The organism is Metabacillus idriensis, from assembly GCF_050483325.1.
Classification (GTDB): domain Bacteria; phylum Bacillota; class Bacilli; order Bacillales; family Bacillaceae; genus Bacillus_P; species Bacillus_P idriensis_A.
Genome location: NZ_JBCMYF010000001.1, coordinates 107,607 through 132,559, shown reverse-complemented (window position 1 = coordinate 132,559; position 24,953 = coordinate 107,607). Strand labels below are relative to the sequence as shown.

The 24,953-nt window shown below is 40.9% G+C and carries 27 protein-coding genes; 8 read left to right on the top strand and 19 right to left on the bottom strand.

Annotated elements, in window-relative coordinates:
* Positions 1-136 precede the first annotated feature (136 nt).
* From ABEQ24_RS00690 to ABEQ24_RS00675, 4 genes are all read right to left on the bottom strand, one after another.
* Positions 137-541 (bottom strand): hypothetical protein, encoded by a 405-nt coding sequence (locus ABEQ24_RS00690; RefSeq protein WP_430004966.1) that lies wholly within the window; start codon positions 539-541, stop codon positions 137-139.
* A gap of 195 nt (positions 542-736) precedes the next feature.
* Positions 737-2,701, bottom strand: a complete 1,965-nt coding sequence (locus tag ABEQ24_RS00685) for a TRAP transporter permease (protein WP_430004965.1) — start codon at positions 2,699-2,701, stop codon at positions 737-739.
* Positions 2,694-3,200: a DUF1850 domain-containing protein gene (locus ABEQ24_RS00680; protein ID WP_430004964.1), complete on the bottom strand. Its 507-nt coding sequence runs from the start codon at positions 3,198-3,200 to the stop codon at positions 2,694-2,696. Before ABEQ24_RS00680 ends, ABEQ24_RS00685 begins: the two co-directional genes overlap by 8 nt.
* Before the next feature lie 62 nt (positions 3,201-3,262).
* Positions 3,263-4,252, bottom strand: coding sequence for a TAXI family TRAP transporter solute-binding subunit (locus ABEQ24_RS00675; RefSeq protein ID WP_430004963.1), 990 nt, complete (start codon positions 4,250-4,252; stop codon positions 3,263-3,265).
* Between the two features lie 308 nt (positions 4,253-4,560).
* On the opposite strand from ABEQ24_RS00675, the gene katG reads away from it, so the two are divergent.
* The 4 genes from katG (at position 4,561) to ABEQ24_RS00655 (ending at position 9,427) form a co-directional block, all read left to right on the top strand.
* Positions 4,561-6,795 (top strand): catalase/peroxidase HPI, encoded by a 2,235-nt coding sequence (katG, locus tag ABEQ24_RS00670; protein WP_430004962.1) that lies wholly within the window; start codon positions 4,561-4,563, stop codon positions 6,793-6,795.
* Between the two features lie 597 nt (positions 6,796-7,392).
* Positions 7,393-8,250 carry a manganese catalase family protein gene (locus ABEQ24_RS00665; RefSeq protein WP_430004961.1) on the top strand — a complete coding sequence of 286 codons (858 nt, stop codon included), beginning with the start codon at positions 7,393-7,395 and terminating at the stop codon, positions 8,248-8,250.
* A gap of 98 nt (positions 8,251-8,348) precedes the next feature.
* On the top strand, positions 8,349-8,894 hold the full coding sequence (locus tag ABEQ24_RS00660; protein WP_430004960.1) for a DUF3231 family protein: 546 nt from the start codon (positions 8,349-8,351) through the stop codon (positions 8,892-8,894).
* Between the two features lie 32 nt (positions 8,895-8,926).
* On the top strand, positions 8,927-9,427 hold the full coding sequence (locus tag ABEQ24_RS00655; RefSeq protein ID WP_430004959.1) for a CBO0543 family protein: 501 nt from the start codon (positions 8,927-8,929) through the stop codon (positions 9,425-9,427).
* A 74-nt stretch (positions 9,428-9,501) separates the two neighbouring features.
* Here ABEQ24_RS00655 and ABEQ24_RS00650 read toward each other — a convergent pair whose 3' ends face one another.
* The 5 genes from ABEQ24_RS00650 to ABEQ24_RS00630 form a co-directional block, all read right to left on the bottom strand.
* Positions 9,502-10,125, bottom strand: coding sequence for a spore coat protein (locus ABEQ24_RS00650; protein ID WP_430004958.1), 624 nt, complete (start codon positions 10,123-10,125; stop codon positions 9,502-9,504).
* Positions 10,126-10,200: 75 nt separating this feature from the next.
* Complete coding sequence (locus ABEQ24_RS00645) at positions 10,201-11,271, bottom strand: Ger(x)C family spore germination protein (protein ID WP_430004957.1); 1,071 nt, start codon at positions 11,269-11,271, stop codon at positions 10,201-10,203.
* A complete protein-coding gene (locus ABEQ24_RS00640; protein ID WP_430004956.1) occupies positions 11,268-12,359 on the bottom strand; it encodes a GerAB/ArcD/ProY family transporter in 1,092 nt (363 codons plus the stop codon). The genes ABEQ24_RS00645 and ABEQ24_RS00640 overlap by 4 nt, the downstream gene beginning before the upstream one ends.
* A gap of 13 nt (positions 12,360-12,372) precedes the next feature.
* Positions 12,373-13,893, bottom strand: coding sequence for a spore germination protein (locus ABEQ24_RS00635; protein WP_430004955.1), 1,521 nt, complete (start codon positions 13,891-13,893; stop codon positions 12,373-12,375).
* Between the two features lie 142 nt (positions 13,894-14,035).
* Positions 14,036-14,887, bottom strand: coding sequence for a DUF1206 domain-containing protein (locus ABEQ24_RS00630; RefSeq protein ID WP_430004954.1), 852 nt, complete (start codon positions 14,885-14,887; stop codon positions 14,036-14,038).
* A gap of 176 nt (positions 14,888-15,063) precedes the next feature.
* Between ABEQ24_RS00630 and ABEQ24_RS00625 the strand changes: the two genes are divergently transcribed.
* On the top strand, positions 15,064-15,285 hold the full coding sequence (locus ABEQ24_RS00625; protein ID WP_430004953.1) for a hypothetical protein: 222 nt from the start codon (positions 15,064-15,066) through the stop codon (positions 15,283-15,285).
* Here the strand turns inward: ABEQ24_RS00625 and ABEQ24_RS00620 are convergent.
* The 5 genes from ABEQ24_RS00620 to ABEQ24_RS00600 form a co-directional block, all read right to left on the bottom strand.
* Positions 15,252-15,836, bottom strand: a complete 585-nt coding sequence (locus ABEQ24_RS00620; RefSeq protein ID WP_430004952.1) for a YdcF family protein — start codon at positions 15,834-15,836, stop codon at positions 15,252-15,254. The genes ABEQ24_RS00625 and ABEQ24_RS00620 overlap by 34 nt on opposite strands.
* Before the next feature lie 209 nt (positions 15,837-16,045).
* Positions 16,046-16,828 (bottom strand): TerC family protein, encoded by a 783-nt coding sequence (locus tag ABEQ24_RS00615; protein WP_430004951.1) that lies wholly within the window; start codon positions 16,826-16,828, stop codon positions 16,046-16,048.
* 4 nt (positions 16,829-16,832) lie between these two features.
* Positions 16,833-17,225 carry a sporulation protein gene (locus ABEQ24_RS00610; protein WP_430004950.1) on the bottom strand — a complete coding sequence of 131 codons (393 nt, stop codon included), beginning with the start codon at positions 17,223-17,225 and terminating at the stop codon, positions 16,833-16,835.
* Positions 17,226-17,240: 15 nt separating this feature from the next.
* Positions 17,241-17,369: an FbpB family small basic protein gene (locus ABEQ24_RS00605; protein ID WP_430004949.1), complete on the bottom strand. Its 129-nt coding sequence runs from the start codon at positions 17,367-17,369 to the stop codon at positions 17,241-17,243.
* Between the two features lie 286 nt (positions 17,370-17,655).
* On the bottom strand, positions 17,656-18,168 hold the full coding sequence (locus ABEQ24_RS00600) for a GNAT family N-acetyltransferase (protein ID WP_430004948.1): 513 nt from the start codon (positions 18,166-18,168) through the stop codon (positions 17,656-17,658).
* Between the two features lie 132 nt (positions 18,169-18,300).
* Between ABEQ24_RS00600 and ABEQ24_RS00595 the strand changes: the two genes are divergently transcribed.
* Both ABEQ24_RS00595 and ABEQ24_RS00590 read left to right on the top strand, forming a co-directional pair.
* Positions 18,301-18,693, top strand: a complete 393-nt coding sequence (locus ABEQ24_RS00595; RefSeq protein WP_430004947.1) for a DUF948 domain-containing protein — start codon at positions 18,301-18,303, stop codon at positions 18,691-18,693.
* Between the two features lie 262 nt (positions 18,694-18,955).
* Positions 18,956-19,219 carry a YiaA/YiaB family inner membrane protein gene (locus ABEQ24_RS00590; protein WP_133311781.1) on the top strand — a complete coding sequence of 88 codons (264 nt, stop codon included), beginning with the start codon at positions 18,956-18,958 and terminating at the stop codon, positions 19,217-19,219.
* Between the two features lie 71 nt (positions 19,220-19,290).
* Here ABEQ24_RS00590 and ABEQ24_RS00585 read toward each other — a convergent pair whose 3' ends face one another.
* Together ABEQ24_RS00585 and ABEQ24_RS00580 are read right to left on the bottom strand one after the other, a co-directional pair.
* A complete protein-coding gene (locus ABEQ24_RS00585; protein ID WP_430004946.1) occupies positions 19,291-20,478 on the bottom strand; it encodes a CaiB/BaiF CoA transferase family protein in 1,188 nt (395 codons plus the stop codon).
* 307 nt (positions 20,479-20,785) lie between these two features.
* Positions 20,786-22,201, bottom strand: a complete 1,416-nt coding sequence (locus ABEQ24_RS00580) for a polysaccharide deacetylase family protein (RefSeq protein WP_430004945.1) — start codon at positions 22,199-22,201, stop codon at positions 20,786-20,788.
* 155 nt (positions 22,202-22,356) lie between these two features.
* On the opposite strand from ABEQ24_RS00580, the gene ABEQ24_RS00575 reads away from it, so the two are divergent.
* On the top strand, positions 22,357-22,956 hold the full coding sequence (locus tag ABEQ24_RS00575; protein WP_430004944.1) for a short chain dehydrogenase: 600 nt from the start codon (positions 22,357-22,359) through the stop codon (positions 22,954-22,956).
* A gap of 34 nt (positions 22,957-22,990) precedes the next feature.
* On the opposite strand, the gene ABEQ24_RS00570 is transcribed toward ABEQ24_RS00575, so the two are convergent.
* From ABEQ24_RS00570 to ABEQ24_RS00560, 3 genes are all read right to left on the bottom strand, one after another.
* A complete protein-coding gene (locus ABEQ24_RS00570; protein WP_430004943.1) occupies positions 22,991-24,064 on the bottom strand; it encodes a phospholipase D-like domain-containing protein in 1,074 nt (357 codons plus the stop codon).
* A 3-nt stretch (positions 24,065-24,067) separates the two neighbouring features.
* The gene (locus tag ABEQ24_RS00565; RefSeq protein WP_430004942.1) at positions 24,068-24,460 is read right to left on the bottom strand and encodes a hypothetical protein; all 393 of its coding nucleotides are present in this window, start codon (positions 24,458-24,460) and stop codon (positions 24,068-24,070) included.
* 158 nt (positions 24,461-24,618) lie between these two features.
* Positions 24,619-24,858: a DUF6054 family protein gene (locus tag ABEQ24_RS00560; RefSeq protein ID WP_430004941.1), complete on the bottom strand. Its 240-nt coding sequence runs from the start codon at positions 24,856-24,858 to the stop codon at positions 24,619-24,621.
* Positions 24,859-24,953 lie beyond the last annotated feature (95 nt).

Here is a 24,953-nt window from a genome sequence, read left to right as displayed (position 1 = left end):
CATCCCTCCAAAGAGAATGCGGGTACTAATTTGCATAAAAAACTGTTCAGGGTCCTTCCTTTTATGTTTACTAGGGCAATTCCCATAAATATATAAAAGATTAAAAGAAGAAAGTAAATGATTAGATTCAGGCATTCTATTCAATTATTTTCCCCCTCAGATGATCATGGATAAATTCCATTAACTCCTTTTTAATCATTACTGCAGATTCATCAAGAAGTTCCCCAGCTAACTTACTGCCTGGAATCTTTGTTGAAACCTGTAAACCAAGGAAACGCCAGTCGCATTCCCAAATCGGCACTGTATGGAAATTGACCATTTCTCCCCTTTCATCAATGATCCCAATAGATACGGCAGAACGATAACCCGGTTTGAAAGGATGAGGACCCTCATGCTCAAAATCCCCGTCAATCTTAAGGTTATCTTTAAAAATAGGCTGATATTCTTTCATCAAGTCATCTATGTGATTTTTTAGTTTCTGCTCAGTAGTAGTAATTCTGTTTAATAGATTGTCGTTAAAGTCTTTTTGAGTATACTTCATTGGATGTCCTCCCAGGCTTTAAGTGTAAATTGGTAATTATTGTAAAGTTAACTTACTGCCCTTCCGAAATCATCGAATATTTTACCATTCGACTCATTTCCCGGACAATAATCGACTAGATGATGAGCTTCATTTAATTTGTTTCGATTAAAAAAAACATGAAAATCAAAATGATTTTCATGTTTTTCCAGTCAGTTATGCCTGCTGTGCTAAATTTTGATCTTTATCTTTTTTCATAAATAACTGGATCGCGAATAAGCCTGCAAAAAGAATTAAGCCGATCGTATCCGAAATTCCCTCTGGATAGATAAGCAGCAAGCCTGCGGCGATGGCGAGTAGCCGTTCAATCCAGTGCAGTTTTCTCATCCAGAAACCAATCATTCCCGCTCCAATAGCGATCATACCGGAAACTGCCGTGAAGACAACCCAGGCGATTTCGGGCAGCGTTGTATCGATTAACAGCATTTGCGGCTGCAGAACGAATATATACGGAATAATAAAGGCTGCAATGGCGAGCTTTGCAGAGATAACTCCTGTTTTGATTGGTTCTCCGCCTGATACCCCGGCCGCAGCAATCGCTGCAAGAGCAACAGGAGGTGTGATGTCGGCTATTATTCCAAAATAGAAAACGAATAAATGAGCCGCCAAATCTGGATAGCCAAGGAAAATAATAGCGGGTGCAGCTATTGTTGAAGTGATCACATAGTTTGCTGTGGTCGGTGAACCCATCCCCAGAATGAGAGCGGCGATCATAGTAAGGAACAAAGTTGGAATAATCGCTCCGCCCGCCAAATCGATTAAACCATTTGCAAGAGTTAAACCGAGACCTGTCTTTGTGACAATCCCTACAATAATTCCAGCTGCCGCTGTTGCAGCTGCAACGGACAATGCTGATCTCGCACCATCAACAAGTGCCAAAACAATTGCTTTTGGCCCCATGCGTGTTTCTTTATTAATAAAGCCTGCTCCTATGGCAATTAATATAGAATACAGAGCTGCATGCATAACAGGTACTCCTGTCATCAACAGCACCACGATTGCAACAATCGGAAGCAGCAAATAGATTTTCTTTAAAACTTCCTTGCGATTTGGCATTTCTTCTTCTTTTAGTCCCCGAAGACCCAGTCTCTTTGCTTCAAAGTGAGTCATAATCCAGATACCAGTAAAATATAGAACTGCCGGAATCGCTGCAGCTTTGGCAATATCCCAATATGTGATGCCGTTTCCGATAAATTCAACCATCAGGAATGCTGCGGCTCCCATGATTGGGGGCATCAGCTGTCCGCCTGTAGATGCTGCCGCTTCAACTGCGCCTGCAAATTCCCGTTTATATCCTAATTTTTTCATCATCGGAATGGTAAAAGCACCTGATGTAACAACGTTTGCAACGGAACTTCCGCTGATTGTTCCTTGCAGGGCGCTGGAGAAAATGGCAACTTTAGCAGGTCCTCCTACTCGTTTTCCTGCAATCGCGGCAGAAAGATCGTTAAAGTATTGCCCAACTCCCGTTTGGATAAGAAACGATCCAAACAGCAAGAACAAGAAGATAAACGTAGCAGATACCCCAAGAGGAGTTCCAAGAATTCCTTCCGTAGTAAAGAACATAGTTTGAACAAGGCGCTCTAAACTCAGTCCCCCATGCTGCAAAAATCCCGGCATATATTGTCCAAATAATCCATATAGCATAAAAACTACTGCAATAATGGTAATCGGCAGTCCCACTGCACGTCTTGTTGCTTCTAATACTAATAAAATCGCAATTAATCCGATAGCAAAATCTGTTGTTGTTAAAATGCCTACCCTCATGGCGATATCTTCCATGAAAAGCGGCCAGTAAGCTCCTACAGCAATACTGAGCAGGGCTAGGATGATATCAAGCGGGCTTACCTGCCATTTCCCGGTTTTCTTCTTATTTTTTGTTATCGGGAATAAGAGGAAAATGAGGGATAAAGCGAAACCTAAGTGAACAGAACGCTGAATTTGTGCAGTAAATACGGAGACGATGGCAGTGTATAGCTGAAAGAGTGAAAAAGCAAGCAAGCCAAAAAAGACAATCCAGGCAAAAACACCTGTCAGTTTTCTTGTTGCGGATTCAGGGTCATATTTTTCAAGAATGGCTTGCTGTTCTTCTGCTGATAAGGTTTTGTTCTCTTCACTCATTTATTTTCACTCCTCTCAAAAGCTGAAAAAGATTCATGGTTTCATAGCTGATTCTGACCCATGTACCGGGTTTTATGTATTTTTTCAATTCATATTCTTTTCCTTTGTAAACGACTCTGTGATTGGCAACTACCTGTCCTGTTCTTAAATCAAAAAAAGGAAATATCCGATTCATATTTGAAATGATATAACGGCCATCCTTCCTTTCAAAAGTCTCTTCCCCTTCAGGTCCAGAGGGCATGCCTACCGCAAACGTCTCATATGAAAGTTCAATTTGTTTGATCTGTTTATTCGAAAGCTCATATGTTTCCATCACATCTGTCAGATGAATGGAATGAGTATACTTTATTTGAAAAGTATCCGTTTCTTTAACAGAAATGTATGCCAATAGCCTGTTTGTGTCTTCAAAGTGAAAAGCTGCGGTTTTTTTAAACGGGAGAAAAAAGATGAGAATGACCAAGATGAAAAGCAAGAGAACGTATAATCGTTTTTTCTTCATCCCTGTTTCCTCCAAAATCAAGCGATAGACCGCAGTTTCTCTGCGGCCTATCTCTCAAACCCTTATTTCAGTACGCCTTTTTCTTTAAAGTATTTCTCTGCTCCAGGATGCAGCTTTAAGTCGCCGATTCCTTCAAGTGCTGTTTCTGCTTTAATTAGTTTTCCTTTTGCATGAGCAATTTTATCTGTGTTTTCAAAGATTGATTTTGTGATGTCGTATACAAGATCTTCATCAAGCTCATCCTGAACCACAAGCATCGCTTTTACAGCGACTGTGTTCACGTCTTCACCAATCTTATATGTGCCGCTCGGAACAACATCCTCAGAGTAGAATGGATATTTTTCGATAAGCTCTTTCACTTTGTCAGCTTCAAGCGGCACGACTACTACCTTGTTTTGAGCTGAAAGAGTTTCAACCGCAGCAGTTGGAGTTCCTGCTGTAACAAATGCTGCATCAATGCTGCCGCCCTGGATTCCTTCTGTTGACTCATCAAATGAAAGGTTTTGAGCCTGAATATCATCTACTGTTAAGCCGTGAACTTCAAGAACTTGTGTAGCATTTAAGTAAGCTCCTGAACCGATTGCGCCTACAGATACTTTTTTGCCCTTTAGATCTTCTACTGATTTAATGCCGCTTTTATCAGTAGTTATTAATTGAACTGTTTCGTTATATAACGTACCAAGGCCCAGTACATTATCAATCTTGTTATCTTTAAACATACTCTCTCCGCTTAATGCATATGTCGCGATATCTGTTTGAGAAAAAGCAATCTCAGCATCTCCGCTTTTTAGAGTCTGCATGTTTTCAACAGATGCACCTGAAGACTGAACAGTTGCCTTATAATCCGTGCTATCAGAAATGATATCGCCGAATGATCCGCCAAGAGGGTAATATGTACCACCCGTTCCGCCTGTAAGAATACGAAGTGTTTTCGGCTTGGAATCTCCTGAACCGCCCCCGGAACCAGTTGCAGCATCATTCCCGCCGCAGGCCGAAATGATCATCACAACAGCAAGAAGCATGACCGCTAATAAACTTTTACGCAATTTCACTAGTAAATTTCCCCCTCTTTGTCATTTAATTGTAACAATTCTACATTTTTATATTACCATATGTTTGAAGAATATTGTCAATCTATTCTTTAAATTCGAATATTCGCCATTTTCCATCGGAATTAATTTTTCATTCCGTTTTTTTAACCTTTCATAATTTTTCATTTTTCTCTAACCTTATTGCTTCAAATATAAACTATATTTTAGTATAATTATAAATTGATAATGATTATTTTATATTGAATTATCACAATCGTTAGTATATTCACCTTTATTCACAAAACAATCATATAGGAGGGGAATTGAGTATGAACGATAACAATAGCCGCGATCAAAAAAGCCATACAGCAGCAGGTGAAGGCCAGTGCCCTATAACTGGTGCAGGCGGAGGCCACAAAGACAGCGCCATCACGACTTCCAGAAAACCTGGAGGCACAACAAACAAAGACTGGTGGCCAAACATGCTGAACCTCAGCATTCTTCGTCAGCATGATAAAAAATCAAATCCGTTTGGAGAAGACTTCAATTATAAAGAAGAATTTTCAAAACTGGACTATGATGCATTAAAGAAAGATCTTCATAGCCTGATGACAGACAGTAAGGATTGGTGGCCGGCAGATTACGGTCATTACGGTCCCTTCTTCATTCGCATGTCCTGGCACGCAGCCGGTACATACCGTACTGCTGACGGACGCGGAGGCGGCGCTTTTGGCTCACAGCGTTTTGCACCTCTGAACAGCTGGCCGGACAACGTAAACTTAGATAAAGCCCGCCGTTTGCTTTGGCCAATCAAGCAAAAATACGGTAACAAAATTTCCTGGGCTGACTTACTTGTTTTAACAGGAAATGCAGCACTTGAATCAATGGGACTGAAAACATTTGGCTTCGGTGCAGGACGTGAAGACATCTGGCACCCGGAAGAAGACGTCTACTGGGGAAATGAAAAAGAGTGGTTAGCCGACAACCGGTACTCAGGCGACCGTGAACTTGAAAACCCTCTTGCAGCGGTTCAAATGGGACTTATCTATGTCAATCCGGAAGGACCAAACGGCAAGCCGGATCCTCTTGGAAGCGCACAGGACATCCGCGATACTTTCTACCGTATGGGAATGAATGATGAAGAAACCGTTGCTCTGATTGCCGGCGGACATACTTTTGGCAAAGCACACGGTGCAGGCGACCCATCTCTTGTAGGTGATGATCCGGAAGCAGCAACACTTGAGACTCAAGGCTTCGGATGGCTGAGCGAGCACGGAAAAGGAAAAGGCCGTGACACGATCTCAAGCGGTGTCGAAGGTGCCTGGACAGCAAACCCGACGAAATGGGACAACGGCTACTTCGAACAGTTATTAGGCTACGAGTGGGAACTGACAAAGAGCCCAGCCGGAGCATATCAGTGGCAGGCAGTTAATCTTCCAGAAGATCATATGGCACCGGACGCTGAGGATGCATCCATCAAAGTCAAAACAATGATGACAACGGCAGATATGGCATTGCGCACTGACCCGGCTTACGAGAAAATCTCCCGCAGATACTATGAAAACCCAGAAGAGTTTGAGGATGCGTTTGCGCGTGCATGGTTCAAACTTCTTCACCGCGACATGGGGCCGAAAGTGCGATACTGGGGTCCGGAAGTGCCGCAGGAAGAACTCGTTTGGCAGGATCCAATTCCTGCTGGAGATTACACATTATCAGATGCTGAAGCCGCAGACTTAAAAGAAAAAATCCTTACCTCTGGCCTGACAGTGAGCCAGCTTGTAAAAACAGCCTGGGCATCTGCAAGCACATACCGCGGTTCTGATATGCGCGGGGGCGCAAACGGGGCACGAGTAAGGTTAGCTCCTCAAAAAGACTGGGAAGCGAATGAGCCTGCTGAACTTGTAAGAGTTCTGGATGTGTACGAAAGCATTCAAAGCCAGTTTGCTGAAAAAATCAGCCTCGCTGATTTGATCGTCCTTGGAGGAAGTGCAGCGGTTGAAAAAGCTGCGAAAGATGCCGGCTTTGATGTAACGGTTCCATTCACCCCAGGCCGCGGTGACGCAGCAGCCGAACAGACAGATGCCGAAAGCTTCGACGTTTTAGAACCGGTATCTGACGGATTCCGCAACTACCAAAAAGCTGAATACTCTATCAGCCCTGAAGAAATGCTCGTCGATAAAGCTCAGTTACTGGGATTGACAGCACCTGAGATGACGGTGCTTCTTGGCGGAATGCGTGTCCTTGGGACAAACCATGGCGGTACAACACATGGTGTATTCACAGACCGCGTTGGCCAATTAACAAATGATTTCTTCGTCAATCTTTTAGATATGGGAATTGAGTGGAAACCGGCCGGCTTCAATCAATACGAAGGGCGTGACCGTAAAACAGGTGAAGTGGTGCGCACTGCATCCCGCTTCGACCTAGTCTTCGGCTCTAACTCCATTCTTCGCGCACTTGCAGAAGTGTACGCACAAGATGACAACAAAGAAAAGTTTGTGCATGACTTCGTTTCTGCCTGGGTGAAAGTAATGGATGCCGACCGTTTTGATGTAAGACAATAAGTAGCGAACAAAATCTTTAATGATCATGAAGATGAGTGTGTGAAGGTTGTCTTGAAGCCTTAAATTCATATATATAAAAGAGGCTGGAACAAAAGGTTTTCAGCCAAAGAAAAATCCGAACTAATATGTGAAATTCCAACTTGAATTTCTTTTTTCTTTGGCTCTTTTCATTAGGCTATTTTTGCATAAATTGTTATTTTTGATTACCCTCTAAAAATTTGGTTATTGTGCAGAAAAGTGGAATCAAATGCACGCTGCGATTCCAAGATTTTGGTTTTTGCACGAAAAAGTGGAATCAAACACACGCTTTGTTTCCACCATTTTGGTTTTTGCACGGAAAAGTGGAATCAAACGCATGCTATGTTTCCACTATTATGGTTTTTGCACAAATAAGTGGAATCAACCAGGCGTCTTCTTTCCCCTCTAGCCCCTTAATTATTTTCTGACAGGTATTTTTCTTTCCTTTTTTAAAAAACAGTATCAATTAACACCTCTTGTGCAAAATAAACCATGTCTTTTAAAAAGCAGTATTCTTATGACTAATTTTTCACGAATATTAATACAGGCATCAGCTTTGCCAATTAGGAGAGATGAATAATGTATTTTTACAAAGAAGATTTAATCAATATGATTGTTCCAGACAAGCCGGATCCTGCCGCTGCCAAAGTTTTGCAGGAAGCACTCGGCGGCCAGTTCGGTGAAATGCGCACGATGATGCAATATTCCTTTCAAAGTGCCAACTTCAGGGGAAAAGATAAACAGTACCGCGATTTAATCAGAGGCGTTTTCCTTGAAGAAATCAGCCATGTAGAACTTGTTCAAACAACGATTAATCAGCTGTTAAATGGCTCGGGGGAAGTGAATGAAGCCGGGAATTCAGGCCCCAGTGAAGCACCGCTTGCAGACCCGGTGACGCATGGAAATCCACATCATTATATTATGGGAGCTCAAGCTTCACTTCCTGTTGATGCTGGGGGAAATCCATGGAACGGGTCATGGGTTTACAGTCATGGAAATTTAATTAGCGACTTGCTGAATAACGTGATTCTCGAATCAACAGGTGTTCTCCAAAAATCGAGAATATATGAAATGAGCTCTAATAAAACGTTTAGAGAAACCATTGCTTTTTTGATTGTGCGCGACAATGCCCATCAAAATGCGTTTGCAAAAGCACTTGAAACACTTGGAGTTAACTGGGGCAAGATTTTCCCAATTCCAAATTATGATATTAACAAATATCCTGAATGCAGAAAATATGTTGAAATGGGTTTTCACAATGCACAATTTAATTTCCGCTTGGATTCGACCCGCATTGGCGAAATTTTCACAGGTGAATCCCCAAGCAGAAACAGCGGAGATTTACAGGTTACAGATCCTCCAAAGGGCTATCCGGTGCCAGATCTTCCAGAGATGCCGAATGAACACAGCCCCGGCTTAAACGATCTGAATCAATAAATATGAAAACGGCCTTTAATAAAAGGCTGTTTTTCATTTCTCTCATTTTAAGCAGACTTTTGGAAACAATAAAAAGAATGATTTCTATGAGGTGACTTATGACAAGAGCTATCGAATCCATATCAGCTATGATTAAAAACTTTATTGATCAAGATCCTAAACCTCCCCTGCATGTGGGGGAAGTGATGGATTTATGGACCATTTTCACTGCGTTTCATGAAGCACATTCCCTTTACCAAGTAGCACTGAACTCAACAATCGATCCCGATTTGCAGCATGTTGTTCAGAATGCACTGGAGGGCAGTAAGAAAGATACTCAGGATATTGAAGATTTTTTGTTAAAGGAAGGCGTGCCTCTGCCGCTGGTCAATCCTAAAAAACCCCTTTCAAACGCAGCTGCAGTTCCAGAAGGTGTTAAACTATCTGATGATGAAATTGCCAATTTAATTGCTGTAAAAATAGCATCCTCCATCACGTTTTGCGCGCAGGCAATGTCTAAAACGGTTCGAACAGATGCAGGAATCCTGTTTTTTGAAATACAGGTTGAACTGATGAAATTTGCAGCTCCGCTTAAAAACCTCATGAAAGAAAGAGGATGGCTCCGGGTACCGCCAAAATACAGCCCGCCGGGCAGACCTGAGTAGGGAAAATCCAGCAGATTGGAGCAAACATACAGATGGGAAAAAAATTCGAAAAAAAGGTATTAAAATTCTTACTTTCATTTGGGATTTTAGCACTTATCGTCTTGCTAAAAAAACCGCCTGTTAAAGACTGGCTGATCATTTTTCTAGTTAAGAGTTATTTTTCATCATTAGTAGATAATTTCTTAGTTAAAATGGGGTATATTTCGTATCCGGCCAACCTCTTTAAAAAATACTTTAATATAAGTGTTATTTTTGATTATCTCATCTTCCCGATCACCTGTGTTTTTTATAATCAGTTGACACTCCATTCATCAATCAGAGGAATTTCTGCTAAAGTTCTTTTATTCAGTGTTCCCATGACATTAGTCGAAGATTGGCTAGAAAAAAACACACAATTAATCAAGTATCATAAAGGCTGGAATTCAAAAATAAGTTTTCTGTCAATCACTTTCACCTTTTTATTTGCCCGATTGTTTATTGGGTTTGTACGGAAAATTTCAAATCATTCCGTTTTAGAAAAAGGGCCGCGTTAACCGTTTTAGGTTAAAATCGATTTCAAACAAAACTAGACCTCCCTAGCGTGAGAGGTCTTTTAAAGATGCGCGGATCAATTAGGAAGATTTATTGATTGAGCTGGAGCATAAGCATTCACCATCTGCTTCATATCACCTGCTGGCAGCTGCGGCACCTGGTAATAATGATGATTATTTTGATAAATGGAAATTTCGTAAGCCATTTCAATACAATTCGGTATTGTATCAGCCAAAACGCGTCTGACAACAGGATTTGATACTTCTGTTGTTGCCATCCCTTTTAAAGACGCATTTGATTTTACAGATCCAAGCATCAGATCTGAAATAACCTGATCATTTACTTCCTCGGGCATCACCATTGGTTTCATAGGCGGCGTTTGTTTCAGGCCAAACACAAAGTCATTTCCTTGTTTCATGTTATAGACTTCCGTTGATACGGATGGCTTCATTCCCGTTTGGAAACACTCAACAATTGTGTTGTATTCCGTCAGCATAAATTGCTCCTGGCGGTTCATTATATCAAGAAGTTCCGGATCCTTAACGTGAGGTTTTAATATCGTGTATAAATTTAATGTATTGATGGCCCCCGATAAAATCTCGGATACATCAAACATTTCATGTCCTCCATGACTTAAATGGGGAGGCACAGCTCCTGTCTGCATATTTTCAGAACCTGCATTATTTATTGACTGATCCACATTGACCATTCCTTTCTCATCTAATTAACATACATACCTATTCTGTAACAGAGAGAGGAATCTATTCGTCTTTTCTCATTCCATTATCCCTGCCTGTATCAGATGAACATTTGCATCTACCTTGAAATGAACAGAGCCATACTGCTTTTTCCAATCCTTATAGCCTTCCTGCCTCAGCTCTTCCTTTATCCCCAGTGGATCGACATTTAATTTCTGCAGCTTTTCAAGTAAAACTAAAGCTTCTTTTTCAAGCATCTGTTCTGTTTTCTTTTCGAGTTTTTCGATATTCTTTTTTTGAGTAAGATCCAATCCTCCGCCTTCCATGACTCTTCCATCCATTTTAATGTTCACGTTAAACCGATAACCGTTTGGAGTTTTTTCAGGTTTAAACTTTGTGTTGGAAGAAAGATTTTGTATGCTGACCTGTTTGTCTTCTTTTAAATCGATTTCAATGATGCCTTTTCGAATTTTTTCATAGAGAATTTTTAAAATATATCCTTCTTTCAGATCGATGGTCTCGGCTAAATGATCCCCTTTAAAAAGAGCTACACCCGAGACTTGAATGAGATCCCCCTTTTTCTCAATTAAAGGCAAAAATGGATCAAACCCCAGTCCGCGGTAATGAAACAGAAAATGATGCAGATTGATGCTTGGAATTGTTCTCTCCATATTTTGTTTGACGATATCAATGACAAATTGTGAAACAGATTCGTGCTGTTCGGGCTCTGCTGAAAGAATTTCGTTTGATTTTCCTTTTGATACAACTAAACTGATGTCTCTCCCTATATTTGGGTCTCTTTGAAGATTGTCAACGAGATCATCGATTCCGCTTCTCGCTAGTTCCTCATCGAACAAAATCACTCCCACCCTGCCTATTTCAATTGGCCTTGGAGACTGTGCCTGAATTTCCTGTCTTATATGTTTGCTTGTCCGGCCTACAGCGGTTAATGCTACATTTTGCGGTTTGGATTGAATGCCAGGCGGTGTATAAGTGGCACCGGCAGTCACTTGAAATTCTTTTTCATTGACATAATCATAGCCAATTGCCTGAATCAGCTGAACATCTTCCAGTACTTTTGAAACAGGAATACAGCCGCTTAAGAAACACATGCATAGCAGGAATGCAAAACCTTTATAACCATTCATTTTTTATTCCTCACCTTCAAGATGATGAGCTGCAATATAAACAGCAGAGGAATATATCCGTAAATCGTATAGAAGCCAATCTCAGACATGTTGTTATTGAGCAAATCAATTTGTTCTCTGTCTTTTAAAAAGACAGCAGCGATAAATATGATAAGACATATGATTCGGAGCGCATTCCTTTGAGTCATGGAAAAAAGGCGGTGCATTCCCCTGCTTGCGCTCCATAGTCCAATACACATGTTAGGCAAGACCACAAAGAACCATAAAGAAATACCTACATATTCAAACCGTTCAATAATCGTCAAGTCTACTATTTTCCATAGAGTGAGAGTTGCCCAAATGGTCGTTTTCAGCTGATTCTGATCAAAATAAGCAAACGAAACCAATGCAGTCAGCAAATATAAAAACATACTGAATAAAACAGCATAATGAGCCCACTTCTGAGACTTAGGCGGATCTTTTATAAACGGATAAAACATAAACAGAACTTCAAACCCCAGGTAATTCAGCGTCATTCCTTTTGAAGCCGACAAGAGCTCCTTAAATGAGAGGTCAAAAACAGGCAGCAAGCTGCCAAAATAAGACTCCCTTATTGGAAAATATTTGACAAATAATAGCGGCAATCCATAGATGACCCCAAGAAAAGCAATTCCGGTAACAATTCTGAATCCTCCTGTGACATATGAATAACAAATTAGAATAATAATGGCGATGAATACCCAATGATAGACGTCAGGAAAAACCCATACCTGTATGACCTCTACATACGTCCGAATCAGAACAAGGACAAACATGGCGTAATAAATAATAAAATAAAAACTGAAAACCCCGCCAATCCATTTTCCAAAAATCTGGTGATGGATGGCAACGATATCATTTTTCCCTCTATTTAATATTAGGTACGATAACCAAATCAAAACAAGAATTGTCATACCGGAAGTAATGATAGCGATCCACGAGCTGTGACCCGCAGACTTCGCGATATATCTCTCAAATCCTAAGATTCCTACACCGATCTGCATGGTATGGATCAAATAAAACACAAAATAATTGGATACTTTTTTATCTTCTTTAGGCAATGGGAACATGGGAACACCTCCTTTACTCCTCAATATCCCTTTTCTCTTTTTTATGAGCTTTTGGCTGAAAACGATCAGGCGCAGGTGATCTCATTTGAAGAGGTCTTTTATTTTGCATATACATCGGCAGCCTGAAAATGGAATCCTTTAAATCTTTAAGCCTCAAGGGATATACTGGTGCAAGATATGGACGGCCTAATGAGGACAGCTTAAGCAGATGCCCAAGGAAATAAGCAAAACAAAAGGCAATCCCTATTAGTCCAAAAAACTGTGCAGCAAAGATAAAAGGAAACCGGATTAAACGGATAACGTTGCCCATTTGATAAACGGGAGTTGTAAAGGATGCGAGTGCGGCAAGGGCCACAATGATCAGCAGCACATTGCTCGTCAGTCCCGCTTGAACAGCCGCTGTTCCAATAACAATCCCGCCTACGATACCAATTGTCTGGCCAATCTTAGTCGGCAATCTGGCTCCTGCTTCTCTCAGGAGCTCAATTGTCAGTTCAAGAATAATCGCCTCTAATATCGGCGGAAAAGGAACACCGCTTCTGGATGCTACTAGCGGATTCAGAAGGTTTTGAGGAATCATTTCGTAATGATAGGTAAGAACGCCAACATACATGGCAGTAGATATAACGGAAAAGAAAACGGCAAATAATCGGACAAGCCTGAAAATGGAGGCAATCGGCCAGGATAAAAAATAATCCTCAAAGGCAGAGAAAAATTCAACCAGCGTTGTCGGACCAGTCAGCGCATGAGGAGAACCGTCAACTAAAACGGTAATTTTCCCTTCGGACAAAACACCCGCCACCCTGTCAGGCCGTTCTGTATCAATCATTTGGGGAAACGGGGAATTGTTATTATCTGAAATAATCTGTGCAATCATTGAACTATCCAAAATTGAGTCATAATCGATGTCTTTTATTCTCTGGACAACAGTATTTATGTTGTCTTCGTTCGCAATCCCTTTAATATATAAAACAGCGATTCTTGTTTTAGAAAGCCTTCCTGCCTTCATTTCTTCCACAACAAGTTCAGGTATAGGAAGTCTTTTTCGAATTAAATTCAAATTAGCATCCAGAGATTCAACAAAGGCTTCTTTAGGTCCGACAACACTGTATTCAACCTCAGGCAGGCTGACCGCCCTTTTCTCAAGCGACACAGCAGACAGCAAGAGCACTTCATTTAAATTTGTTTCACATTGTATGGCTACAAAACCTGACATTAACCTTTCCTGAATATTGAGCACATTGCTGATGATTTCCGTATTATCGATCGGAAGAATTTCCTGCAGTTCAAATAAACTCGTGTTGCTCTGCCCTTCTGTCAAGAAAGGGAGAATATGCTTATGTAAAACATTCACATCTACTAAAGTTTTAAAGTAGTGAATATAATACGGACTGCTTTGTGAATAGCGGTACGAGGTAAAATCAGCAGACACCTTGCATTGCTTCAGCAAATCCTCAAGGTTAGGGTCATCGTTAGTTCCATCTGTCTTTTTCCTTTGTGTAAAGGATGGATTTTTCTTAAAAAAAGAAAACATATTCTCCCCTCCTGTCGTTGAGGATATTTCATGCAAAAAACAAGACATTCTTAACATGCCTTGTCTGCTGTAAAAATATGCCGGGGTTATCATTTCACAATAAAAGAAGCAAGAAACCCATTTAGGATTCTTGCTTCTTTTATTATTTACCGCCAAAACTCATATGTTCATAACGTCCGCGTATCACTTCATAAATTCCGTAAAGCATCAGGCCTGCAGCTGCAATTCCAAGCAGCCACTGTCCATAAGGCTTAGAAGCGAGTTCTGCAAGTGCTCCATCAATGCCCTTTGATTGTTCAGGGTTAGCCGTAATAGCTGTCTGAATAAAGAAATAACCGATCATAGCAAGAACTGCTCCTCGAGCTATCAGCCCCATTTTCCCTGATTTTCTGGCAATCTTTTTCTCATGCTGATTCATTTCACTGACCCTGAATTTATTCATAAAGCGTTCTGTGTAGCCATTATACAGTTCATAAACTCCGTAGCCGATTATGATTATGCCCACAAGTCCGATCATCCATTGTCCAAATGGCTGTGAGAGCAGCTTGGCAGAAATCGTTTTTTCCGATCCGCCTCCGCCTGAATTTGCATGCATGGCGATTGAGATGGCTTTATACGCGATGCCTCCATATACAATTGCACTTACTCCGTAGCCAGCTCTAGTCACTATCCCTTTAGCGTCCGTTCCTTTATTCTCCGGATCAAGTATTGCCTTAATCACTTCCCAAATCACATATCCGAATAAGCCTATTCCAATCAGCCAAAGAAGGATTTCTCCAAAGGGCTTGCCTGCAACGGTCTCAAACATCCCGCTTGTTCCTGTCATTTTTCCTCCAAGTCCAAGAGCGGCCATTAAAGCAAGAAGCCCGATTAAGAAATAAACGCTTCCTTTAGCCATATATCCAAATCTGCCCAAACGCCTGATCCAGGGCTTCGTTTCATTACCTGCCTGTTTTGATTTTTGCTTGGCACCTGCTTTTGCAGAATACTCCATACCAATCGCTCCCTTAAATAGAATGCCTGCTGAGTGTTAATTTCCCATTGTTAAACGAAAAGAAACCTGCTGGAAAATGTTTCTTGATACAAGAGATATGAGATTTTTCCATTTCCTGTACAATAACCGGTTCTTTCCCGTATACTAATAGAAATACATGACAAGGAGTGTTAAGCATGAGTCAATCTAAGGCAAAAAAACAGCGATTGAAGAAAATGCGCGAAGGAGAAAGAAATCCGGAAGCAGGCAGAAGCCCGTTTGTCTTTCAGGACTTGCGGACCAGACAGACAAAAACAAAAAAAGAGCAGCTGTATAAGCAAAAGTATAAGAACCATTTCCAGGGAGAAGGGAAAGATGGTTCTTTTTATTTTGCCTGTAAGCGGCTCTTCACAAAATAATTGGTAATGGCCAAATATTCTCTAATATATGATTTTAGAATCGCTGATGCTGGCGTTTTGGCGGCCAGTCCTTTTGCATCAAGACCAAGATCTTTTGCAATCATACATGAACGGTAGATGTGAAAATCGTTTGTTACAATGAGACCTTTTTTCACGTTTGGCGGCAGCAATGCTTTTGAAAATGTCAGATTTTCAATTGTACTTGTAGACTTTGATTCTTTTATAATCCGGGATTCTTCTATCCCATGATTCTGAAGAATCCTGCTTATAGCCTCCGCTTCCGTTATTTCTTCGCCGGGACCCTGCCCTCCTGAAGCAACTGCAATCGTATTCGGATTGTCTTTTAAATATTCAGCTGCCGCATCCGCCCTGTATTGCAGGGAAAGCGACGGAACCGTCCCTTTCACCTTCGCACCGAGTACGATTAAGTAATCCGCTTCATCTATCGCTTTTTCTGAGCTGTACCGATGGATGTTGTAATGCAAAAAGCCTGTATAAATGAGACCTGCTCCGAGGAGTACGGTCATAATTATCAAGATTCTTTTTTTCATTTAGTTTCGTCCATTTCATGTTTAATAGTTATATATTTACTATAAATCATAATATAACGGCAAACTAGTATTATTTGGAAATTTATCCTTTGACTGTGAATGGCTTAAAAGATAAGCGCAAGTCTCTCCTGACAATCCCATTTCATCCTATGTAAAAAAAACGATATCTCCCCTGCCAGCTTCCCAGCAAAAAAGATACCGAATTAAGTTTATGCTTTCTTTTCTTCAATTATATGTGTTTCTTCCTTCTTCTCTTTGGATAAAAACCAGCCAGCTAATGCGATTCCAATAAGAACGACATAGAATGTGATTTTCCATGCAGGAGACTTCGCGAATCCTTCTGACAGTATGCCGAGCTCCGGATGTGACAGCGTGTAGACCGAGAGCTTCACACCTACCCATCCAACAATCCCGAATGCGGCAATTTCAAGTCCGGGTCTTTTATGAAGCAAGTCAACAAAGAAGTTAGCCGCAAATCGCATAATCACAAGTCCGATGATTCCTCCTGCAAAAATGACGAGAAACTTGCCGCCATCCAAACCGCCAATTTGAGGAAGGCTTGTATTTGGAAGTGTAACAGCAAGTGCTACGGCTGCAAGAATCGAATCAACCGCAAACGCAATATCTGCAAGCTCGATTTTAAGCACTGTTGGCCAGAATCCCGACTTTTTCTTTTCATCCTGCTTTTCTTCTTCTTTTTTCTTAAATACCAGCTTTCTTAAAATATGATTTGCTGCAATGAACAACAAGTACAGAGCACCGATTGCCTGAACCTGCCATACATCAACGAGATAAGAAATCGCAAACAGGGAGCCAAAGCGGAATACAAACGCGCCGGCCAGACCGTAAAATAAGGCTTTCTTTCTCTGTTCTTCAGGAAGATGCTTCACCATGATGGCCAGCACAAGAGCATTATCTGCTGCGAGCAGCCCTTCGATTGCAATTAACAGGAGCAGTACCCATCCATATTCCATTAACATTGTCAGTTCCATCTAATCAGTCCCCCTTTACCGTAATAAAATCCTGATCTTTGCTGATCACACCTTCATTAAACACAAGTCTTGTATTAAAGTAATACGATCTGTCTTCAGTCGAAGCGGCTAATTCTTCAGGCAAGCTGAATCTAAAATCGATCCTGTTCTGCTCCTCTGACTGAATCTGTTTAGATGTTAAAATATTGGCTGTTTCGATGACCTTTTCCGTTCCTGATGACAAATCAGCCATGACTAAATCACAATCAATCCGCTTCAGCTGCTGCTCAATGACACCGCCTTTGATTAAGAAGTATCCTTTAACACATTCTCCTGATTCAAACTCTTCTTTCGGCAAGATAAGATCAATCTGAGCTGAACCAATTCCTAAAATCGACATATATTTTCTGAGTATCATTGGGCATTCCTCCTGTTATGATTTTACTTTTGAATATTTATCTTCAATGCGTTTTTCAATTTTTTCGAGCTGACGTTTATCCTTCAGCAGCTCCTCTTTGTTTTCTCTAATAAGCTTTTCAATAGAACCTCTGACTTTTTTCATCATTCATCTCACCTTTCAGGACATTTTTCGAATAAAAAAACCTTTGCCTGTGATCCGGCAAAGGTTTTTATCAAAAAATATAAAGACCTTTACCGTTATAGGTAAAGGTCTTGCTAACAACGTAATGGTTGCCAATAGGGCCGGAAGCAAACGCTTCGAAATGACGACTCTATTGTAAAAGCTACTCCCCTTTAGGAGAAACTATTCGATTTGTATACTCTTATCTTAAAGGCAATCCTGAACTGTGTCAACATATATCATAAGAATTTTGAAAATCAGGCCAAGATCATACATTCATGAAAGCAGGCGGATACCTCACAACTCCAGCTGCCGCATCAAGCGCACCAGGCTTTACCTCAATCAGCATAAACACTTCATCTGGAACTACAAAGGGCGGATTAATGCCTTTTGTGCTTGCAGGAACAAATCCAAACTTTGGGTAAAACTCCGGATGTCCAAGGACAATGACTGAATCATAACCAAGTTCCTTGCAGCGTTTCAGTCCAGCGCGAACAAGCTGTGATCCAATTCCCTCTTTCTGAAACTCCGGCTTAACCGCCATAGGGGCAAGTGCCAGTGAAGGAACCTCTCCGTTTACCGTGTCGATGGTTATTTTACTGAACAAAATATGCCCGACGATTTCTTCCTTCTCGGCAACTAAAGAAAGTTCTGGCACAAAAGAAGGAGATTTTCTAATTGTATGAATTAAATTTGCCTCATTTTCCTGACCGAATGCTGCCTCGTTTACTTTTTTAATGGCTGAGATATCTGAAGGGGCTTCTTGTCTGATTTTTATCATCTAATTATTCCTTTCGCTCTCTGACTTCATTAAGAACAGTTTACCTCATCTGCCCATAAAATTTCTATCCATTAAATATAGGAATGTAAGGTCCCGGAAAAACATAAAGTGAAAATAAAAAGGAGTGAAAAAATGCTTATTAAATTGAGTGTAGCAGGAGCATCAGGCGCATTTATTTTTCTTGCTGTCAATCTGGTCGGAACATTAAAAAAAGGGATGGTCACACTTGATGAAACAAACAAGACACTTGCTGAGGTCAGAAACGCGGTTAACGGCCTGACAGAAGAAGCAGAAGAGCTGATACATACAGCGAATCAGATTACCGTTGACTTAAAAGGAAAAATCAAAACGGTCGATCCGCTGCTTGAATCCGCACAGGATGTGGGAGAAATGATTCACAATGTTACAAGCTCGATCAAACAGGTAGGTGCCGTCTTCGGCGGGAAACGCCCGCCCCGCACCGAAATTTCAGTAAATGAACCTCCAGTCCGGATCAAGGGTCCTGTTCATATTAATGTGAAGTAAAAAAAAGAGCGATATGCAGCGGGCAGATCGCTCTTTTTGCATTTACTTTCCAATATGATTGATTTACTGTCCCATTTGCGTCCAATACTATCCAATATGCCTGGAATACTTTCTTTATTGTACGAAATACTTTCTTTTTTCCAATTACCTGCCAATCATGATCAGCAAAAATTTTACAATTCACAGGTTTCACTTCAGGTAAATTATGGTATGATATCTAAGTCATTACCTACATAACTTTAAGATCAGGGAGGTCATAACTATGCAAAAGTACAGAAGAAGAAATACTCCTGCATTCACCTTTTTAGCCTATTTCACTTTTTTTGCAGGTGTCGCCTTATTTTGTATCGGTCTTTACAACGCAGACAATCTTCAGCTGAATGAAAAAGGATACTATATTGCCGTTATGATGCTTGTTGCAGTCGGTGCCATTCTTACTCAGAAAGTAACAAGAGACAACGCCGAAGATGACGAATTGATCGCTGAGCAGGAGCGCAAGCAGAATATCGGTAAATCGATGGATTAATAGACTGGCAATTTGGAAGGTGCATGAGTGCACCTTCTTTTTTATGCCCTAGTAAGCATAGGTTCTTCTGTTTAAATAATCTTATTTTGTTTAAAATCAAAAATTTGTTCTTCACTATAACCTAATTGCTGCAGAACTTCGTTCGTATGTTCTCCATATAATGGAGGGTGTTTTTTCATAGTTACCGGAGTTTTAGATAGTTTTAGAGGAGATCCTGTAACTTTAAGATCTTCAATATGAGGATGTTTCATTGTAACCACCATCTCCCTTGCTTTCATTTGAGGATCTTCAAACATTTCTTTTACTGAATTGATAGGACCGTTTGGTATTCCGCTCCTATCAAACAGTTCCTTCCATTCTTTTCTGGTTTTTCTCTTTATGATATCCCCGCATAATGTGATTAATCGCTCCTTATTTTGAATTCTTGCTTCATTCGTGCAAAACTCTTTCATATCTGCTAAATCAGGCAGTCCCAATTGACCTGTAAACCTCCGAAATTGATCATCGTTTCCAACTGCAACGACAAAATCCCCATCCAACGCTCTGAACACTTGATAAGGGACAATGTTTGGATGCTGATTTCCGAGCCTGACAGGTTCAATCCCGCTGCATAGAAAATTACTGGCCACATTGATTAAAGAAGCGACTTGACAGTCCATTAATGAAATATCAATTTCCTGACCCTCTCCTGTTCGTTCCCTGTGATACAAAGCTGTCATAATTCCAATGCATGTGTATAAACCTGTTAAAACATCCGCAATAGCAACCCCCGATTTCACCGGTTTTCCTTCTGGTTCTCCTGTGATGCTCATTAAACCGCTCATTGCCTGAATGATATAATCGTATCCCGGCAAATCTTTATACGGTCCATTTAATCCAAATCCTGTAATCGAAGCCATGATAAGTGATGGATTACTCTCTTTTAATTGCTCGTAGCCTAAATCCATTTTTTCTAATGTTCCTGTTTTAAAATTTTGAACCACAACATCTCCAGAAGAGACAAGCTGATGAAAAATTTTTTTTCCTTTTTTTGATTTCAGATTAAGAGTCATGCTTTTTTTATTTCTGTTCGCGCATAAATAATAAGCACTTTCCCCCTTAATAAACGGCGGTCCCCACGCTCTAGTTTCATCACCAGATTCATGATGCTCAATTTTAATAATCTCCGCCCCTAAATCACCAAGAACCATGGTGCAAAAAGGACCTGCTAACACACGTGATAAATCAATTATTTTTACTCCTTCTAATGCTCGTCCCATGTTATCTGCCTCTTTTCTTTTGATTTTTGCATAAAAAAGAGCCCGTAAAACAAACAATGTGCACACATTGCCGTTTCACTGGCTCTTAACTCAAGGCTCGTCTTCTTGCAAAAGAAGATCAAATGAATAAGGTGCCAATTTTATATAGTATTCATCATATCCAGCTGTTCCGGCTATGCAGCAAGGTTTTTACTGTCATCGGATTGGTACTGTCATTATAGCTGAGTATTCAGAATTTTTCAATTAGATTAGATTCTCCTGGCAAACTGCCAAAAAAAGCAGCTATCACTTATAGCTGCTTTCCCCCTTACAAACCCATAAGCTCAGACACCGTTACAAGATCATACCCTTCCTGCTCCAGAAAAGTCAAAACCTGATCCAGCGAATCTGCTGTGGATTGATGAATATCGTGCATTAAGATGATGGATCCATCTCTCGTATTCTCTTTTACTTGCTTCAGGATGTCGCCTGCATTCTTTGTTTTCCAATCCAGTGTATCAACTGTCCACAAAATACTTGGAAGTCCGATCACTTCCTTGACTGTCTCGTTTTGGGCGCCATATGGAGGGCGGACGGTGTTTGGCGCTGCTCCGGCCGCTTTTTCAATTGCCTCATTCGTTTGCCGGATTTCTTCACGAATGAACTCAGGAGATAATCTTGTGAGATCTTTATGGCTCCATGAATGATTTCCGACCTCATTTCCCTGTTCGGCTATTTGTTTCACAAGGTCGGGATAAAAGTCCACTCTGCTTCCAAGCACATAAAACGTTGCTTTGGCGTTGTGCTTTTTCAATGTATCCAAAACCATCTGCGTGTAGCGCGGATGTGGACCGTCATCAAAAGTCAGCGCTACTTGTTTTTTATCTTCAGAGGCTTCATTGTTCTCTTCGGGCTGAACCTCCGGCATTTCTTGATCTTCATTTTCAGCGTTTTCATCTTCAGCCTCTGTCTCTTCCTTCAGCGCAAGGTTTTTTTTCCACTTATCATTCAAAACTCGCCCCGTCTCACCGAATGGAATGACAATCTCAGGCATTCCCGCAACTCCGGCTGTGACTTCGTACTCGCTGAATTTGAAGACTAAGGAATCTTCTCTTAAATAAACATGATCGAATGTATTGTCCGGATCATAGACCCAGCTTCTAAGTTCCTCTTGAAAAAAATAAGGACTGTAATCCTCAGAAGTTTCAAAGGCATTCTTTAAATATGAATACAAAAAATCCCTTGTTTCTTTATTATCCTCTAACACTTGGTTTCCTTTAATAAACTCGCTGTCTTTTAGATTCACCATATAGACTTTGGCTATCTGATTCCCATTGGCTCCGCCCGTATAGCTTTCTTCTGAAAAGACAAACGAATACACTTCATCATCCACTTTATGAACGTCAAAGGTCAGCGAAAGATAGGCTGAGTTATTTTCAAAATGCTTTTGTCCTGTCAGATCGACTGATTCTCTGAACTCGGACTTTACTCTATGAACATAGGATTCTATTTCTTTATTAAGTTCATCATCCTTAAATGATGGATAATGAACGGCAGTGTGGAAGTAGCTCTCGTCTTCAATTTTTGAGATGATTTCAACTCCGGGGTAAGCTGTATTTTTCTTCGTCTCATTACTTGATTCTAATGGGCTTTGTTCAACTCCCCTTGCATCAGACAAAATAAAAATTCCTCCCGCAGTAATGAAGAAGAAAAGCAGAAAATAAGTCAATTTAGTTGGTTTCACGTGTTAACACTCTTTCTTTTTCGATAATTAATAGAAGCTCCCATTATTATAAAAGAAAGAAAAGAGAGCCACCATTAATTCAAGCTTAAATGATTGGAAGAACAGATAATGGAAGATATAATAGGAACCAGAATCAGCCATAAGGAGGCAGCTCAATGAAACTATTACTGGTAGGTGCAAGCGGAACAATTGGAAATGCGATAATAAAAGAAATTGGCACAGATTGTGAAATCATTCGTGCAGGCCGCAACGGCGCTGATGTGGAAGTAGATTTCACTTCTCCTGAAAGCATAAAAAAGATGTATGAATCTGTGGGTAAAGTTGACGCTGTTATCAGCGCTGCAGGAAGAGCACAATTTGCCCCACTTGAAGAGCTTACACCTGAATTAAATGAAACAGGCATCATGAGCAAACTAAAAGGGCAGGTCAACCTCGTCTTACTGGGCATTCCTTTTGTTAACGACGGAGGCAGCTTTACTCTCACCAGCGGAGTCATGATGGATGATCCAATTTTAAAAGGAGCTTCAGCTGCCATGGCGAACGGCGGAATTCAGGCGTTTGTCAGAGCATCTGCCATTGAAATGCCGCGCGGAATCAGAATTAATAATGTAAGTCCCAATGTCCTGATTGAATCGATGGATAAGTATGCTGAATTTTTTCAGGGATTTAAACCGGTTGCTGCAGCGGATGCAGCACTTGCTTATAAAAAAAGTGTCCTTGGTGCTCAAACGGGGCAAACGTATAAAGTGTATTAAAAGGAAAACGGCAGTTCACAGGCTGCCGTTTTTGTTAAAAGCTTGAGATGCCGCTCCACTCCTGAAAGCGGTATAAGAAGCGAAGTCGGAGCGAATCATCTGCGAACACTTCGTAATCCTCAGTGTATATGCCTGATTCGTTATTCCAGATCATGTGAAAATAATCTTCGATCTCCTTCATCATTCCAGTGCCAGCAGGACCCGTTATTTTTAAATCCGTTTCAAGGTTAAAATCACCAAGATTCCGTTTTGTAAAGTTAGCAGAGCCGCCAATCACTGTGTCCTTTTGATTTCTCTCAAAAAAGACGAGCTTCGTATGATACTGTTCCCCATTTGTTTTGTACCAGCGGACTTGAATCTTTTGATCCGATTCCGTTACTAGTTCATGTGCGACAGGTCTGTTTGGAACACCGTTCTTCTCGCGTCCGAATGCATCTTTGTTGGCATCAAGAATCAGCTTGATCTCAGCTCCTCTTTTGGAAGCTGCAAGCAGTTCTTTGACAATATCCCGGTCCGATAAGTAAAACGCTCCAACAGTCACTTTCTCGTGTTCCTTCGTCTTATTCAGTTCATCAAGAAGATGCTTTTTTATTTTACCTTCTGTCAAAAGCTGAACATCATATTCGCCAGTTTCGCCCTGCTCAAAGACAGCCGCACTTTCGTTTAGGTTTATATCTGCTCCTGACAGATCGGCAACAGCCTTTTCGGTTTGAACAAGTTCTCTCAATACCTCTCCCTTGACAACAAATGCCATGTTGGAATGCAGGGAGCTGCCGTCATGCGGATTGGCTGAAGTGACAAGTCCCTCTTTTTCATTGACCACTACTTTGCGATGGTTGGCTTTAAAGTTTAAAAGATCGAGATAGGATCTAAGCGTTACATCAGGAGAGTCCGGACTGAAAGCATTCGGAATCCAACCGCTGCCTGATGTTCCGAACCATTGAAGAAACGTTCTATGTCCTCCAGAATAAAAAGGATTCGAATCTCTCAGGGGTTTAAGATCCGTAAAGACAACCTTTATCCCCTGTTCTTTGAGTTCTTCTGCAATTTCAGACGGATATGAACCGTAAAAGGTATTGATGCGGTCTGTAATAACGGTTATGTCCACTTCTTAGTCCTGCTGTTTTTTATCGATTAATGCTTCCATTAAACTCCATGATAAAGCAGGATAGCTCGCTGATCGGTCATATTCATCATTAAACAGGAACATATCCATCAGGATAAACTCGCGAGCTTCGTCAATCATGGTGTCAATTTGATCAAAAATAACCTGGTTATGAGTGACGTCTCCCTCATTTTCATATGTCAGGTCATATAAAAACTCAACCTGACCGGAAGAATGAATGTCACCTTCGTGTGAGATGCCTGCAGGAAGCGGTTTTAAATAATGATAAACAGCAACACTTGCTGAGATCAGCACGAGCAGCAAAATAGCGCCAAAAAACACCTTTCTCTTCTGTTTTATACGTACAACGGACTGCTCGTTTATAACTGGTTTTGGCATGTTGGTTCTCCTTACTTTAGGCGGATAAATGATTAGATTCTCTTTAAATCAGCAGAAACCTCTTCCATTTTCATCCTGTCACTATATAACGCTCAAGGATTGTTTCAGGCCACTGTGAAAAATTTTTCCCTGCTCCCCAATCAAATTTGAACATACTTTCAGAGCTTCCCGCAGAAATACATCTCACTATTGGAACCGTTAAGATTTTCGAGAATGACCGTTAATGAGACCCGGCTGTCGGTGCGCAAATAATATCTGTCAAAAACCATTGTACAAATCTGCTTTCCGTCGCAAAGTTCGTGATATTCCTCGTGCACAAGGTTCTGTCCCGCATAGGAATGCTGCCTCAGAATCTTCGCACATTCAGATGGAGAGATCTTTGTAGTAAATTCCAGCATGAGAATCAATCCTTTTCCTAAAAGTGAGTTTCATATGACTTATATACGCTGATTTTGGCTGAAAAGTTTCAGGTAAAAGACATGACAAAAACTTG

Excerpts from the sequence above, each read along its gene's own strand:
- ABEQ24_RS00665 (WP_430004961.1), top strand. The coding sequence starts at position 7,393 with ATGTATTTTTACAAAGAAGATTTAATCAATATGATTGTTCCAGACAAG.
- ABEQ24_RS00635 (WP_430004955.1), bottom strand. The coding sequence starts at position 13,893 with ATGTTTTCTTTTTTTAAGAAAAATCCATCCTTTACACAAAGGAAAAAG.
- ABEQ24_RS00565 (WP_430004942.1), bottom strand. The coding sequence starts at position 24,460 with ATGCCAAAACCAGTTATAAACGAGCAGTCCGTTGTACGTATAAAACAG.
- ABEQ24_RS00610 (WP_430004950.1), bottom strand. The coding sequence starts at position 17,225 with ATGATACTCAGAAAATATATGTCGATTTTAGGAATTGGTTCAGCTCAG.
- ABEQ24_RS00595 (WP_430004947.1), top strand. The coding sequence starts at position 18,301 with ATGCTTATTAAATTGAGTGTAGCAGGAGCATCAGGCGCATTTATTTTT.
- ABEQ24_RS00685 (WP_430004965.1), bottom strand. The coding sequence starts at position 2,701 with ATGAGTGAAGAGAACAAAACCTTATCAGCAGAAGAACAGCAAGCCATT.
- ABEQ24_RS00615 (WP_430004951.1), bottom strand. The coding sequence starts at position 16,828 with ATGGAACTGACAATGTTAATGGAATATGGATGGGTACTGCTCCTGTTA.
- ABEQ24_RS00660 (WP_430004960.1), top strand. The coding sequence starts at position 8,349 with ATGACAAGAGCTATCGAATCCATATCAGCTATGATTAAAAACTTTATT.
- ABEQ24_RS00620 (WP_430004952.1), bottom strand. The coding sequence starts at position 15,836 with ATGAAAAAAAGAATCTTGATAATTATGACCGTACTCCTCGGAGCAGGT.
- ABEQ24_RS00575 (WP_430004944.1), top strand. The coding sequence starts at position 22,357 with ATGAAACTATTACTGGTAGGTGCAAGCGGAACAATTGGAAATGCGATA.
- ABEQ24_RS00590 (WP_133311781.1), top strand. The coding sequence starts at position 18,956 with ATGCAAAAGTACAGAAGAAGAAATACTCCTGCATTCACCTTTTTAGCC.
- ABEQ24_RS00645 (WP_430004957.1), bottom strand. The coding sequence starts at position 11,271 with ATGAATGGTTATAAAGGTTTTGCATTCCTGCTATGCATGTGTTTCTTA.
- ABEQ24_RS00655 (WP_430004959.1), top strand. The coding sequence starts at position 8,927 with ATGGGAAAAAAATTCGAAAAAAAGGTATTAAAATTCTTACTTTCATTT.
- ABEQ24_RS00585 (WP_430004946.1), bottom strand. The coding sequence starts at position 20,478 with ATGGGACGAGCATTAGAAGGAGTAAAAATAATTGATTTATCACGTGTG.
- ABEQ24_RS00600 (WP_430004948.1), bottom strand. The coding sequence starts at position 18,168 with ATGATAAAAATCAGACAAGAAGCCCCTTCAGATATCTCAGCCATTAAA.
- katG (WP_430004962.1), top strand. The coding sequence starts at position 4,561 with ATGAACGATAACAATAGCCGCGATCAAAAAAGCCATACAGCAGCAGGT.
- ABEQ24_RS00560 (WP_430004941.1), bottom strand. The coding sequence starts at position 24,858 with ATGCTGGAATTTACTACAAAGATCTCTCCATCTGAATGTGCGAAGATT.
- ABEQ24_RS00625 (WP_430004953.1), top strand. The coding sequence starts at position 15,064 with ATGAGTCAATCTAAGGCAAAAAAACAGCGATTGAAGAAAATGCGCGAA.
- ABEQ24_RS00680 (WP_430004964.1), bottom strand. The coding sequence starts at position 3,200 with ATGAAGAAAAAACGATTATACGTTCTCTTGCTTTTCATCTTGGTCATT.
- ABEQ24_RS00640 (WP_430004956.1), bottom strand. The coding sequence starts at position 12,359 with ATGTTCCCATTGCCTAAAGAAGATAAAAAAGTATCCAATTATTTTGTG.
- ABEQ24_RS00690 (WP_430004966.1), bottom strand. The coding sequence starts at position 541 with ATGAAGTATACTCAAAAAGACTTTAACGACAATCTATTAAACAGAATT.
- ABEQ24_RS00630 (WP_430004954.1), bottom strand. The coding sequence starts at position 14,887 with ATGGAGTATTCTGCAAAAGCAGGTGCCAAGCAAAAATCAAAACAGGCA.
- ABEQ24_RS00605 (WP_430004949.1), bottom strand. The coding sequence starts at position 17,369 with ATGAAAAAAGTCAGAGGTTCTATTGAAAAGCTTATTAGAGAAAACAAA.